The sequence below is a fragment of the Streptococcus suis YS161 genome (assembly GCF_002760245.1).
Taxonomy (GTDB): Bacteria; Bacillota; Bacilli; order Lactobacillales; family Streptococcaceae; genus Streptococcus; species Streptococcus suis_I.
This window is the reverse complement of the sequence record NZ_ASCA01000015.1, coordinates 1-12,264: the sequence shown is the minus strand read 5'-3', so window position 1 is coordinate 12,264 and position 12,264 is coordinate 1. Positions and strand designations below refer to the sequence as shown.

Sequence of the window (12,264 nt, the reverse complement as noted above, 5' to 3'; positions counted from 1 at the left end):
GAGGTGCTAGATGGGAATGAAGAAAGCGGCTTTGGCTTATCAAAAAAAGGGCTTTTCTGTAATTCCTATAAGCCCTTCTAATAAGCAACCGATGATAAAATTTGCTGATAAACCGGCTATGACCGCGCAAGAGATTGAAGATTTTTGGAATCAGTATCCGGATAGCAATATTGCTGTCCGGACTGATAAATTCTTCGTAATCGATGTTGATTTGCATGGGAAGCACAACGGATATGAGAGTCTGGCCAATTGGGAACATCTCAATTTGATTACTCCGACTTTGCAAGCAAAGACTGCCAGCGGTGGCAAGCATATCTTTTACTTTAAGCATCCGGATGTGTCCATGACACAGATGATTGGATTCCTACCAGGTGTCGATGTCAAAGCTCATCCAAATAATTATGTTGTGGTCGCTCCGTCAAAAACACCAAATGGGGAGTATGCCTGGGACTTGGAAAAGTCGAAAGAAGGCGGGACCATGGTCACTGCTAGTCGAGCACTAGTCATGGCCATTAAGCAGGAGTATTTGAAAAAGAACAACCGGAGTGAACTTGATGACATTTATTATCAAATTCGGAATGGTGCAGGCAAGAGAAATCGGACCACGGAGGTTTTTGAAATGATTGTCAAAGGCTTTGGTGAGGAAGGTAGTCGAAATGATACGGCAGCCAAGTTTGCTGGAACATTATTGGCACGGAGTGTTGACCCAAACTGTGTATTGGAGTTGGCACGGATTGCGAATAATAATTCTGCTGATCCGCTAAGCGACAGAGAGCTTAGTCGGACAGTAGATAGTATGATTCAAAAACACATGAGGGGAGGTGGCAGTGATTGGTGATGTTGTAAATATCTCAATTAAGCAATTTACCAGGACGAAGAAAAAGGTCTTGGATGAAAATGGAGAAAAGGTTGAGATTGATGCCATTGTCTCAGATAGCCCTCGAAATGTGCTATTGGCCATGAAGAGTGATAACAAGCTAAATGACTTCCTCCGGCACAATGAATTTACTGGAGAACATGAGATTGTGGCTGATGTCAAATTGGATGCTATCAGCATGAGGAAAGGTCAGCTGCCCTCCGCATTTGAATCTTATCTAAGTGTTTACTTAGAAAATCATTTCAAGGTTGTGTTCAAGACCAGGGCTTTGCAAGATGGCATTGAGGCATTCTTTGCTGAAAAAACCTATAATCCTGTCCAGGAATACATGGAACATGCCTATGATAGTTGGGACCATAAGGAACGCTTGAATCAAGTCTTTCAGACTTGGCTTGGTGCTGAGGACAGTATCTATGTTCAGAAAATCGCAGAAATGTTCTTTGTAGGGGCTGTGTCCAAGGTCTTCAATCCATGGGTAAAGTTTGACTACACTCTTGACCTGGTCGGTGGCCAAGGTGCTGGTAAGACAACATTCCTGCAAAAGATTGCAGTTGATTGGTACACGGATTCAGCTAAGGATTTCATGGACAAGGACAACTACGAGATTATGCTAAAATCCCTGATCGTCAATGACGACGAGATGGTGGCCAGCAGGAAGACAACGTTCGATGAACTCAAGGCTTTTGTAACCAAGACTGATTTGACATTCCGTAGGTCCTATGGTCGACGTGCTGAAAAGTTTCCCAAGAACTTTGTGATTGCTCGGACTAGCAACAAGGTCGAGTATCTGGGTGATAAAACTGGTGAGCGTCGTTTCCTACCGATCTTGGTGGATGCAGCTAAACAATTCGTCAAGCCTTTCGACATGACGGACAATGATGTCCTGCAGTTGTGGGGTGAGGCAGTTGCAATTTACAAAAAAGGCTTCACGTTGACCTTCGATGAAGAATTCGAAGATGAGCTGGCAGTTTACAAAGAGTGCTTCACTTATCGCGATGAGGCAGAAAACCAAATCTATGATTATTTGGATATGCTAGTTCCAGAAGAATGGGATAGCATGTCTGTAGTTCAACAGCATCAGTACACATGGGCCTATTTCAACAATGGTGTATATCGGAATGATGCCGGCTTTATCTACGAAGGTGTCAAACCGCAAGAAAGTGTGTCATCGAAGCAGATCCTGAAGAATGTTTTTGACATCGACGTTGCTAAAGGAGATAAATTAGCTCGGAAGATTAAATTGATTATGGACAACAATCAGGATTGGGAGTACAAAGTTAAGAAGGTAAACGGCAAAGCGATTCGAGGCTATTTCCGGAAATAATATGCAGAAAAAGTGATGTAACCGAAAACGTGTTTTGATGTAACTTTTAGCCAAAAGGTTACATCAAGTTACATCAAGTTACATCAAGGTTACATCAATGATGTAACCGGTGAAAAACGTAGTTGTATCAAGGGTTTAAAGGTGCTTTTTAAAAGAAAAACAAAAAAAGTGGTGTAACCGCCTTAAACCCTTGATAATATTGGGTTTATTAGGTGTTTATACTGTTAGTTACATCATTTATATAAATATTTAAGTTAATAAAAATAGCAAGTGCTATAAAGACCGGTATAATAGGATTCTTGTTTTTTATAAAAAATGTTTTTGGAAAAGTGATGTAACCTTGTAACCGAGTGAAAATATACAAAAAAATGAATAAAAAGGAGTAAAAATGGCAAAAAATAAATACTCTGTTGATGATATTGTTTTAGTAAAAGCAAAAATTACTGAAGTTGGTGAATCAGATGAAATTTTAGATGTAAAAGTTATCACATCTGAAAATGATTTTTATATCAATTCAGGAGATATTCACTCTGTAGTTGAAAATAAAGTGACTGATCCAGTCAAAAAGCCCTCACATTATCAAGGACGGTTCGGACTTGAAGCTGTTGATGTCATCAAAAATTTTGCAGCAAGCCCTGAGTATGAAGAGGGTTTCTACTGGGGGAACGCAATCAAATATATGTTGCGCTGGCACAGTAAGAATGGATTGGAAGACTTGAAGAAGGCGCGTCAAAATCTTGATTGGCTGATTGAAGTGCTGGAGAAAAATAATGGTTGAACTAACTAGAAAACAAGCTGAGTTTGTTGAAATCATGAGGAAATCAATTCTTGATCCAGAAATACAGGAATTGACAAATAATCAAAATATGCTAAATGCAGCCTTATTACTAGGATACGTTGTAAAGGAGGAAGTTGTACATGACTTGGACAGTGAGTGTGATATTTGATCACATGTTAGTTGATGAAACGCATTACTTCGAAAATGAAGCTGATGCCTTGAAATGCAAAGCAGGCCTGGAAGCTAGGTATCGAGGTCAGCGGTTGTATAGCGTGAAGATGGAGGAAGTTGAGTGAAAGAAAATGATCCATTGGTTATAGTGACGATGTGTCTGGTCGTCGCTTTGTTTGCAGCAGTAACAGAAGTAAAAGTATTGCGTGAACAAGTGAAAAGGCTGGAAGAACGTGAAACGGTTATTATCCACAAGGTTGATAATGCGGGCGTGACTATGGTTGGAAAAGTCACAGGGAAGGACATTATTGACGGTAGGTACTATGTAGAAATCGGTGCCTACGGAAAATTCCTGGTCACAAAAGAACAGTACGAGGCTATTAAGGTTGGTGCCCCGATACCTGAGTATCTCAAAAGGAGGGGGAGCTGATGGCGAGTAAATATGTGAGATTGCATATCATGAAGCACGCTTTGGAACATTATATCAAACGTGAAGGAGCTTCGGAGAAGGACATTAGACAGGAGAAAAAGGTACTGGATGATGTTGTTGAAGAACTTGAAAATTTTAAAGACTTTATCAAGTCTGGATGTTCAGGAGGTTGTTAGAGGTAATTCAAGGCTTTCCGACTGTCGCAGGTCGGTGGGTCATTCTGCCGAGAATAAATAAAAAAGGAGGACTCCTTTGTAGTTAAAGTCACATTATGGGCCAATGGCAGTACGGTCAGCCACAAATAAATTAAATAGAAAGTAATTGCAAATGGTATCATAGTCCAACTCTCTATTGTGGTACGGGTGGAGGACGAATAAAAAAAGCCAAGGCACTCTCTGCCCTGACTGTGGTTTATCGATATCAATATTATACCACAAAGGAGACAGAGAGTGAACAAGGCTAAAGAGTTACTTGATGAACTACAAAACCTAGATTTAGACATTCAAAGCCGAATAGATGAAATCAATGAACTTGAGGCAGGTTTGCTCTCAAGCCCAAAATGGAAGACTGATAAGGTTCAGGGTGGGCAAGCTAGGAAAGTTGATGATGTCTATTCCCAGCTTGTAATCATGAAAGAAGCTATTGAACAAGATACCAATGAAGTTATTAACAGGAAACTTGAACTAGGTAGATTGATTAACAAGCTAAAAGACCCAAAACACAGAACAATTCTACGGATGACATATATAAGTAAGAAGCATATCATTGATATTTGCGATGCTTTAGACGGTATTAGTCCACAGACGTACTACCGTTTAAGAAAATCTGCAATTTTTGAACTAGATATGATGTTATGTGAGAATAATTGAGAATAGTTGGACGAGCATGATTTTTGAAATCTGCTAGAATGGTAGTATCAAGAAATGAGGGTAAGGCAGTAAGCCTTGCCTATTATGGAGAGTTACTCAAGAGGCTGAAGAGGGCAGGTTGCTACCTTGCTAGGTCGAATACTCGGCGCATGGGTTCGAATCCCATACTCTCCTTTAGGGAATACAAGGTGGACTCCTCTGCTCGGTTGAAAGTCCTAGGTTCCGAAGGCAGTTTGGTCGCAGGTTCGATTCCTGCTGTCCCCGTTTTAAAAACTAGCACCAAAAAATAAAAAACAAAGGACCCAATGACCATGTTTGCTAGTATCATGCGAGGGACCATTTTTTCACTCAGAAAGACCGCAGCGATGTGGTCTTTTTGTATCTTACTAGGAAGGTGGTAGAAAATTGAGCAAATTAACGCTTAAACAACAACGTTTTGCAGATGAGTATATCATCTGTGGAAATGCGACTGAGGCAGCGATAAAGGCTGGGTATACCAAGCGTTCAGCCCAGCAAGTCGGAAGTGAAAACTTGTTAAAACCTGTTATAAAATCCTATATTGACGAACGGCTTGACGAGCTAAAATCTGAAAAGGTGGCTGATCAGCAGGAAGTGCTAGAATACCTCACATCAGTCATGAGAGGTCAGACTCAAGAGCAGACCCTTTGTAGCATCGGCGAGCTTGGCCAGCAGGTTATTGATATCGACGTTGGAGCCAAGGACAGAATCAAGGCTGCCGAGCTTTTGGGTAAACGACATAGGTTGTGGACCGATAAAGTCGAAGCCGAGGTAAATGGAACGGTGGTGTTTGCGAATGAAGCAGACATTCCAGATTAACGTTGATTTGCCAAAGATTGTCGGTAAGGGCTACGGTCAATTCTGGCGGTCTAGGAATTTTTACAGAGTCGTAAAAGGCAGCCGCGGGAGTAAAAAGTCGAAAACAACCGCTTTGAACTTCGTAGTCAATCTACTGAAGTGCCCATGGGCTAATCTGCTTGTCGTGCGTCGCTACTCGAATACCAATAAGCAATCAACTTATACGGATTTTAAATGGGCCTGTAACCAGCTTAAAGTTAGTCATAAGTTTAAGTTTAACGAGAGTCTGCCAGAGATAACAGTTAAGGCTACAGGTCAGAAAATCCTCTTTCGAGGTTTGGACGATGAGTTGAAGATTACATCTATCACGGTTGATGTAGGCTCTCTTTGCTGGGCTTGGTTTGAAGAAGCCTACCAGATTGAGACTGAAGATAAATTCTCGACGGTCGTTGAATCAATCCGTGGTAGCTTACAAGATACTTCGGCGTTTGCTTTCAATCGATTAGACGGTACATATGGAAGCGTTCCGTTTTACAAACAAATCACGGTCACGTTTAACCCGTGGAATGAACGGCACTGGCTAAAAAAGGTATTTTTTGACGAGGATACTAAGCGAGCGGATACCTTGGCTTTGACGACTACTTTTAGATGCAACGAATGGTTGGATGAGGTTGATATCAAGCGATACGAGGACCTCTATGTCACTAATCCACGACGAGCTCGCATTGTTTGCGATGGCGAGTGGGGAGTAGCTGAGGGGCTAGTCTACGAAAATGTCCAGGTTGCCGATTTTGACAAAGAGGTACTGCTACAATCTGGGAATTACAAGCTATGCGTTGGTCTTGACTTTGGTTTCACTCATGATCCGACTGCCCTGGTAGCTTATCTCATAGATGACCAAAGTAAGAACATCTATGTCTTTGATGAGCATTATCAAGTAGGTCTATTTACCAAGGATATCGCAAAGATGATATCTGACAAAGGATATGCCAGTAGTCAAATCATTGCGGACTGTGCTGAGGCTCGGCTGATTGAAGAGTTAAAATCAGAGTACGGAATCCGCAGGATTAAAGCAAGCCGTAAAGGCAAAGACAGTATCATGGCAGGCGTATCTAAGTTGCAGGGGTACAAGATTGTAGTGCATCCTAGTTGCACGCATATCATGGACGAATTTTACTCGTACTGCTACCAGCAGGACAAAGAAAGTAAGTGGTTGAATAAGCCAGAGGATAAGAACAATCACCTTATGGATGCACTAAGATACGGTCTGCAGTGTGCAGAGAGCACAGGCTGGCTCGTTTAGGAGGAACAATGTTACAAACAGACAATATCTCGGCACTGACTGCCGAAATCAAAAGACTAGTTACAGATGACCGCGGAAGCAAGCTCAAGCAAGAGATGCAGACGGGTATTGACTACTACGAGGGCAAGCACGATATTGCGAATTATCGGCTTTTTTATTTTAACAATGAAGGCGAGCTCGTCGAAGAGAAGAACCGAAGCAACACACGGATTGCCCATCAGTATTTTACAGAGCTAGTAGACCAGAAAGTGCAGTATTTGTTGTCTAATCCGATTGAAATTGCGACAGAGCAGGCAGGTCTACAGGAATATCTGGATGAATACATTGACGAAGACTTCCAGTTGATGTTGCAGGAATTGGTTGAGGGAGCAAGCCAAAAAGCTTATGAATATGTTTTTTGGAGAAAGGATGCAGATGGCCACTTGCAGTTTAAGACTGCTGATGCTCTCAAAATCATCCCAATCTATGACGAGTTTTACAACATCGACCAGATTATTTATTACTATGACGACAAGATTGTCAAGGATAATAAGCAGAAGACCGTGACCAAAATCCAGTTATGGACCAAGGAAGAGGTCTTTTACTTTGTTCAGGAGGATGGTCAAGCAGTCAAATTGGACACTTCGAGCGAATTCAATCCTAAGCCTCACATGCTAGCTCAAAAGGGAGAGGACAAGTTCGGTAAGGGCTACGGTCGGGTGCCGTATATTTGCTTATACAACAATCGTAGCAAGACCAATGACCTGCAACCTATCAAGGACATTATTGATGATTACGACATGATGGCCTGTGCCTTGTCGAATAACCTGATTGATTTTGATCATCCAATTTATGCTGTTCGAGGTTATGAGGGCGACAACCTGTCTACCTTAGTCACCAACCTCAAGACCAAAAAAACAGTCGGTGTTGGTGAAAATGGCGGTATCGATGTCATCACAACTAATATCCCTGTTGAGGCTCGTAAGGCTAAGCTTGAGATTGACAAGGAAGCTATCTACAAGTTTGGCATGGGCTTTGACAGCTCGCAGACAGGCGACGGGAACATCACAAATGTGGTTATCAAATCACGGTACAGCCTACTCGACCTAAAATGCAACAAGATTGAGGTCCGTTTGCGTGCAGTTATCAAAGAGATGTTGCGGCTGATTGTGGAAAATATCAACGAATTGCATGGTAAAGCTTATGATGTCAGCGACCTTGAAATCACAATTAGTAGAGATGTCATGGCTAATGAGACAGATAATGCTGCAATTGCTAAGACGGAAGCCGAAACCAACCAGGTATTGATTAATAACATCATGACAGCAGCACCTCGACTTGATGACCGTACTGTTTTGGAGTTGCTGGCAGGTATCTTGGAAGTTGATCCGGACGAGGTCGAGAAAGCTCTGGAAGAGCAAGGGTATCAAGCTGATTTTAATCAAGCAACGGAGGTGACAGATGACGGAGCTGAACAAGTTCCAGCAGGAAATAGAGAGCCTGCTGCAGAAAGCGGACAAGGCGACGGACAGACGGCTCTATGACCTCTATATTGACACGATAAAGGACCTGAAGGAATCCTTGTTGGTCGATTATCAGCGACTAGACACCCTAACATCTTCCCAGAAGCTCAAATTGAGCCAAATGAGTACACTTTTGGAGCAGTTAGACCAATCAGCCGATAAGTTGAAGAAAGGGCTTAGAAGCGAAATTACAGGTCATTTAATCGACACAGGGAAAATTGCCTATAACGAGCTCTTTTATGAGTTTGAGAGCGGACACGGTGGAATTAGCTTCGCTATGCTCAAGGAAGAAGAGTTAAGGACCATCATTGAAACGCCTGTGGCAAACTTTAAGCTATCTGAACGCTTGGATGACGGTGTTGTGGAGAGGTTGCGTAATAACATCAAGGACGACCTAAACCGCATCTTTCTGCACGGTGCGAGCTATGCTCAGGCCTCTGCTAGGTTAGCAGAACAGGGGTATAGCTCCTATCGTCGTGCCATGATGATTACTCGGACCGAAGCAGGACGGGTGCAGGCTGTAGCTAGGGAAAAAGCCCAGGCTGAAGCCAAAGAGCTTGGCATCGAGTTCGACAAGGTCTGGGTAGCAACTCTGGACGGTCGCACAAGGCATAACCACGCAGAGCTGGACGGTACCCAGGCTGACAAGGACGGCTATTTTGAGATTAACGGACTACGGACTAAACAACCGCATATGTTTGGCTTTGCCAGCGAGGATGTCAACTGCAGATGTCGGACTATATCACGGCTAAAAGACGATGACACACCACTTTTGAGGCGTGACAATGAGACTGGCGAGATTGTCGAGTATCGGAATTATCGGGAGTGGGAGAAAGCTATTGACCGACGCCAATTTACAGTTGGTTCTGACACTGATTACTTAAAATCAGATAAGTTAGTTAGCCCTCAGAAAGGGAAAGCAGAACTTATCCACGGCGATGAGGTAGCATTCCGAGGGCGAAAGGTGCTTAATTCGAAACATGACCTCTATGTATCTGACAGTTTGGGGTCTGCACGCAAGTCTTTCTCGTACTATGAACGTCAAATTGATGATGTCATGAGTAGGTTAAGAGTACCAGAAGGTAGTCCTTCTCCCAGATTCGTACTTTATGACAGCGCCAAAGATATCGGTAAGAAGAATAATTTTGGAGCGTATGATCCAGAGACCAACACAGTTTTTCTGAATGCGACAAAATTTAATGAAAAAGCTATCGTGAAGAAGTTACAGGCTGCCAATCAGAAATGGCTCAATGATGGGAATATTGGAAAATTCTTTGCAGTTGATAATGATCCTAGAGGACCTTTGGTCCATGAATTAGGGCATTATAAACACTATATGCACATTGAACATCACGCAAAAGCGAACGATATTACCTACGCAGAATCGAAGCAAAGATTTAACGAGAAATTGATTGAGTTTTTGAGGTCAAAGAGGTATAATATCGGTGAAGATGTAAGTGGATATGCCCAAGAACATTTGGATGAGCATATTGGTAGATTGTTTTCAACAAATGAAATTATTTCAGAGGCAAATACGTTAGATTTGTTGAGCAACAACAGTAAAGGTAAGTCAATAATTAAATTTTTAGAGAAGGAGAACTGGTAATATGGAAATGGTGATTACACCGGGAACCAAATTAAAACAAAAGTTTCGTGATTTTTTGGTGCCCTATCAGTACGGTACCATGGAATTAGTACCAGATGCTCCTCAGGAAGCTATTGAGGCGAGGGATGAGTATTTGAAATGGCGTGAAGAATACAATCGCACTCGCTCAACATTTGGGGACTATTAAGCACCTAGAGAAATCTAAGTGCTTTTTTGTTGCAAAAAATAGAAAGGAGAACGCTATGAATAAGCGAATAAAAAAGAAATATCGGCCAATTCAAGTCTTGGAACAACGGCTATCGGCTTTTTCTACCATGATAGACATTATAGTCAATGGTCAGAGTCGGTTATATAACCGCGTTGTCGAGCTAGAAAAGATTGTCGAACGCAATGCTCAGGCTACTAATTCAAGATTTGACAAAATCGAGAAGCAAGTGGCTAATGGTAATGCCAAGAAACCATTTTGGAAACGCTAGGAGGTGGTCGCTCATCTTGACTTGTAGGAAAGACTACTCGAAATTACTCTAAAATACTCAAAACTGGTCGAAACTGACCAGTTTTCTTTGTGTCCTGTCGCATGACGGAAAACTAGGCAGGCCAGGTCTGCGTGGCATATCGCAGACACTCCCTGCTGGGAGAGCCAGCATAAAAAATCTATGGAGGTAACCAATAATGGATTGGTTGAAAGAACTTATTGAGAAACATACTGCAGAGGGTAAAACAGACATTGATGCGGTCATGAACGCAGTCAAAGAAGAGTTTCCTAAGCACGCTGTCCCGAAAGATGTCTACAACGAGCAGGCTGAAAAGCTCAAAGCAGCTAACAGCACGCTTGACACCTTGAAGAAATCGAACAAGAACAATGAGCAACTGCAGAATGAACTCAAAACGTACAAAGAGAAGGTATCTCAACTGGAAGCTGACGCGAAAGAAACAACCAAGAAGCAGACCATCAAGGATGCTCTGGTCAACGCTAAAGCGACCGACGTGGACTATCTCATGTACAAGCTTGGCGATGTGGAATTGGCAGAGGACGGCAGTATCAAGGACCTTGATAGTAAAATCAAGGACTTACAGACCAACCACCCGACATTCTTCCAGTCTACAGAGTCAGAACAGCTTAGTGATGGTTTTAAACATTTGGGTGGGGCGGATATTCCGTCTGGAAAATCAACCAAACTTTATAACCGCGATACTATTGCAAAAATGAGCCCAAGCGAAATCAACGCGAACTGGGACGCAATCAAATCATCATTAGAAAATGGAGGAAATAACTAATGGCAATTGGAACAGATACATTCAAACACTTTATCCCTACTCTTTGGAGTGCTCGACTGTTGGCATCTCTGGACAAAAACCTTGTCTTTAAGCAAATGGCAACGACTGAGTACGAGGGGGAAATTAAATCTTTTGGCGACACTGTCAAAATTAACTCAATTGGGGAAATCACGGTCAAGGACTATGATGGATCAGACATCGACAGCCCAGAGGAGCTTGGAAGTGCTCAAGTGACACTCAATATTGACCAGGCTAAGTATTTTAACTTCCAGGTCAAAGATGTGGCAAAAGCCCAAGCTAACATCAATTTGCTTGATAAGTCAATGGAACGTGCTGGTTACGCTCTAGCAGATCATGTTGATACTAAAATCGCATCGCTTGCGACAAGCGAAAAAATCAAAAACAAAAAAGGTGAGCAGTCTAAAGCTGGCTCAATCGCTATCACTGTCAAGAATGCTTACGATATCTTGGTTGACCTTGATACTGCCATGACCGAAGCAAACCTTCCTCGTGTTGGTCGAAAAGTCGTACTTCCTGCTTGGTATATCGGTATGCTTCGTAAAGATGTCCGTTTTGTAGATAACTTTAATGTGCTTCAAAATGGTATCGTCGAAGGTGGTACGGTTGCTAACTTGCAACTTCTGGTATCTAACAACGTGGTAACCAAAAAAGATACAGATGCGACTGTATTTACAACAATCGCTGGTACAGAGGGTGGCATTGCATTTGCTCAACAAATCATTGAAACAGAAGCGTACCGTCCAGAGAAGAACTTCTCCGACGCTGTCAAAGGCTTACTTGTTTATGGTTTGGAAATCATTGACCCTCGTCAGTTGATTTCATTCAGCTTTCGTCAAGGGTCAGAGGTAGTCTAAGGAAGGTGAGCGTATGACTAAATATGTTGTGATTGAGCAATTCATTGATGGGGACGATGACCGTGTTACATATCCAGTAAACGCGGTCTATCCTCGTGATGGATATGAGCCAACTCCAGAGCGTGTCGCCGCACTTGCAAGTTCGAACAATGCCAAAGGTGTACCGCTTATTCGCGAATTAGTGGAACTTCCGGCAAAGGAAGTGCAGCAGGACCCTAATCAGGAACAGCTCCCGCTGGAGTTGTCCCGCGACGATATCAAGGCCCAATTGGATGCAGCGGGCATCGAGTATGCCAAGAATGCAAAGACAGAAACCTTGCTTGAAATTTTGGAAGCATCAAAACTAGGGGAGTAGTCAGCTCAATGTCATTAAGTTAACTAACCTATCACATTTTGTGGTGGGTTAGTTTTTATGTTACACTAAAAATAAAAGGG

17 protein-coding genes and 1 tRNA gene are annotated in these 12,264 nt (G+C 42.5%); all 18 read left to right on the top strand.

The features are described from left to right. The first annotated feature begins 10 nt into the window (after positions 1 to 10). The 18 genes from SST111_RS02420 to SST111_RS02350 all read left to right on the top strand — a co-directional run bounded on the left by SST111_RS02420 (position 11) and on the right by SST111_RS02350 (position 12,184). A complete protein-coding gene (locus SST111_RS02420; RefSeq protein WP_099809898.1) occupies positions 11 to 838 on the top strand; it encodes a bifunctional DNA primase/polymerase in 828 nt (275 codons plus the stop codon). Continuing rightward, positions 822 to 2,201 (top strand): virulence-associated E family protein, encoded by a 1,380-nt coding sequence (locus SST111_RS02415; protein ID WP_099809897.1) that lies wholly within the window; start codon positions 822 to 824, stop codon positions 2,199 to 2,201. The genes SST111_RS02420 and SST111_RS02415 overlap by 17 nt, the downstream gene beginning before the upstream one ends. A 508-nt stretch (positions 2,202 to 2,709) precedes the next feature. Continuing rightward, positions 2,710 to 2,979 carry a DUF3310 domain-containing protein gene (locus SST111_RS02410; protein WP_257211354.1) on the top strand — a complete coding sequence of 90 codons (270 nt, stop codon included), beginning with the start codon at positions 2,710 to 2,712 and terminating at the stop codon, positions 2,977 to 2,979. Beyond that, complete coding sequence (locus SST111_RS12150; protein ID WP_180274017.1) at positions 2,972 to 3,148, top strand: hypothetical protein; 177 nt, start codon at positions 2,972 to 2,974, stop codon at positions 3,146 to 3,148. Before SST111_RS02410 ends, SST111_RS12150 begins: the two co-directional genes overlap by 8 nt. Next, a complete protein-coding gene (locus SST111_RS12670) occupies positions 3,120 to 3,275 on the top strand; it encodes a DUF7204 family protein (RefSeq protein ID WP_445013745.1) in 156 nt (51 codons plus the stop codon). The genes SST111_RS12150 and SST111_RS12670 overlap by 29 nt, the downstream gene beginning before the upstream one ends. Then, entirely contained in the window at positions 3,272 to 3,580 is a 309-nt protein-coding gene (locus SST111_RS02405) for a DUF1372 family protein (RefSeq protein ID WP_099809895.1), read from the top strand. The genes SST111_RS12670 and SST111_RS02405 overlap by 4 nt, the downstream gene beginning before the upstream one ends. After that, positions 3,580 to 3,756 carry a hypothetical protein gene (locus SST111_RS12145; RefSeq protein WP_180274016.1) on the top strand — a complete coding sequence of 59 codons (177 nt, stop codon included), beginning with the start codon at positions 3,580 to 3,582 and terminating at the stop codon, positions 3,754 to 3,756. The genes SST111_RS02405 and SST111_RS12145 overlap by 1 nt, the downstream gene beginning before the upstream one ends. Positions 3,757 to 4,029: 273 nt before the next feature. Then, entirely contained in the window at positions 4,030 to 4,449 is a 420-nt protein-coding gene (locus tag SST111_RS02400) for a DUF1492 domain-containing protein (protein ID WP_099809894.1), read from the top strand. 86 nt (positions 4,450 to 4,535) lie between these two features. Further along, positions 4,536 to 4,623 (top strand) — tRNA-Ser (locus SST111_RS02395). 231 nt (positions 4,624 to 4,854) lie between these two features. Next, positions 4,855 to 5,286, top strand: a complete 432-nt coding sequence (locus tag SST111_RS02390; protein WP_099809893.1) for a terminase small subunit — start codon at positions 4,855 to 4,857, stop codon at positions 5,284 to 5,286. Beyond that, positions 5,264 to 6,568, top strand: a complete 1,305-nt coding sequence (locus SST111_RS02385; RefSeq protein WP_099809892.1) for a PBSX family phage terminase large subunit — start codon at positions 5,264 to 5,266, stop codon at positions 6,566 to 6,568. The genes SST111_RS02390 and SST111_RS02385 overlap by 23 nt, the downstream gene beginning before the upstream one ends. A gap of 8 nt (positions 6,569 to 6,576) precedes the next feature. Next, positions 6,577 to 8,091, top strand: a complete 1,515-nt coding sequence (locus tag SST111_RS02380) for a phage portal protein (protein WP_099809891.1) — start codon at positions 6,577 to 6,579, stop codon at positions 8,089 to 8,091. Next, the gene (locus tag SST111_RS02375; RefSeq protein WP_099809890.1) at positions 8,009 to 9,676 is read left to right on the top strand and encodes a phage head morphogenesis protein; all 1,668 of its coding nucleotides are present in this window, start codon (positions 8,009 to 8,011) and stop codon (positions 9,674 to 9,676) included. The genes SST111_RS02380 and SST111_RS02375 overlap by 83 nt, the downstream gene beginning before the upstream one ends. Before the next feature lies 1 nt (position 9,677). Further along, complete coding sequence (locus SST111_RS02370) at positions 9,678 to 9,863, top strand: hypothetical protein (RefSeq protein WP_099809889.1); 186 nt, start codon at positions 9,678 to 9,680, stop codon at positions 9,861 to 9,863. A gap of 55 nt (positions 9,864 to 9,918) precedes the next feature. After that, positions 9,919 to 10,152: a hypothetical protein gene (locus SST111_RS02365; protein WP_099809888.1), complete on the top strand. Its 234-nt coding sequence runs from the start codon at positions 9,919 to 9,921 to the stop codon at positions 10,150 to 10,152. A gap of 196 nt (positions 10,153 to 10,348) precedes the next feature. Continuing rightward, positions 10,349 to 10,954: a phage scaffolding protein gene (locus tag SST111_RS02360; RefSeq protein ID WP_099809887.1), complete on the top strand. Its 606-nt coding sequence runs from the start codon at positions 10,349 to 10,351 to the stop codon at positions 10,952 to 10,954. Continuing rightward, complete coding sequence (locus tag SST111_RS02355; RefSeq protein ID WP_099809886.1) at positions 10,954 to 11,829, top strand: P22 phage major capsid protein family protein; 876 nt, start codon at positions 10,954 to 10,956, stop codon at positions 11,827 to 11,829. The genes SST111_RS02360 and SST111_RS02355 overlap by 1 nt, the downstream gene beginning before the upstream one ends. A gap of 13 nt (positions 11,830 to 11,842) precedes the next feature. Next, positions 11,843 to 12,184 (top strand): hypothetical protein, encoded by a 342-nt coding sequence (locus tag SST111_RS02350; protein ID WP_099809885.1) that lies wholly within the window; start codon positions 11,843 to 11,845, stop codon positions 12,182 to 12,184. Positions 12,185 to 12,264 lie beyond the last annotated feature (80 nt).

What these genes read in the sequence shown, in the direction of transcription:
- SST111_RS02420 (WP_099809898.1), top strand. Translation starts at nt 11, where the DNA reads ATGGGAATGAAGAAAGCGGCTTTGGCTTATCAAAAAAAGGGCTTTTCT.
- SST111_RS12150 (WP_180274017.1), top strand. Translation starts at nt 2,972, where the DNA reads ATGGTTGAACTAACTAGAAAACAAGCTGAGTTTGTTGAAATCATGAGG.
- SST111_RS12670 (WP_445013745.1), top strand. Translation starts at nt 3,120, where the DNA reads ATGACTTGGACAGTGAGTGTGATATTTGATCACATGTTAGTTGATGAA.
- SST111_RS12145 (WP_180274016.1), top strand. Translation starts at nt 3,580, where the DNA reads ATGGCGAGTAAATATGTGAGATTGCATATCATGAAGCACGCTTTGGAA.
- SST111_RS02385 (WP_099809892.1), top strand. Translation starts at nt 5,264, where the DNA reads ATGAAGCAGACATTCCAGATTAACGTTGATTTGCCAAAGATTGTCGGT.
- SST111_RS02380 (WP_099809891.1), top strand. Translation starts at nt 6,577, where the DNA reads ATGTTACAAACAGACAATATCTCGGCACTGACTGCCGAAATCAAAAGA.
- SST111_RS02375 (WP_099809890.1), top strand. Translation starts at nt 8,009, where the DNA reads ATGACGGAGCTGAACAAGTTCCAGCAGGAAATAGAGAGCCTGCTGCAG.
- SST111_RS02370 (WP_099809889.1), top strand. Translation starts at nt 9,678, where the DNA reads ATGGAAATGGTGATTACACCGGGAACCAAATTAAAACAAAAGTTTCGT.
- SST111_RS02365 (WP_099809888.1), top strand. Translation starts at nt 9,919, where the DNA reads ATGAATAAGCGAATAAAAAAGAAATATCGGCCAATTCAAGTCTTGGAA.
- SST111_RS02360 (WP_099809887.1), top strand. Translation starts at nt 10,349, where the DNA reads ATGGATTGGTTGAAAGAACTTATTGAGAAACATACTGCAGAGGGTAAA.
- SST111_RS02355 (WP_099809886.1), top strand. Translation starts at nt 10,954, where the DNA reads ATGGCAATTGGAACAGATACATTCAAACACTTTATCCCTACTCTTTGG.
- SST111_RS02350 (WP_099809885.1), top strand. Translation starts at nt 11,843, where the DNA reads ATGACTAAATATGTTGTGATTGAGCAATTCATTGATGGGGACGATGAC.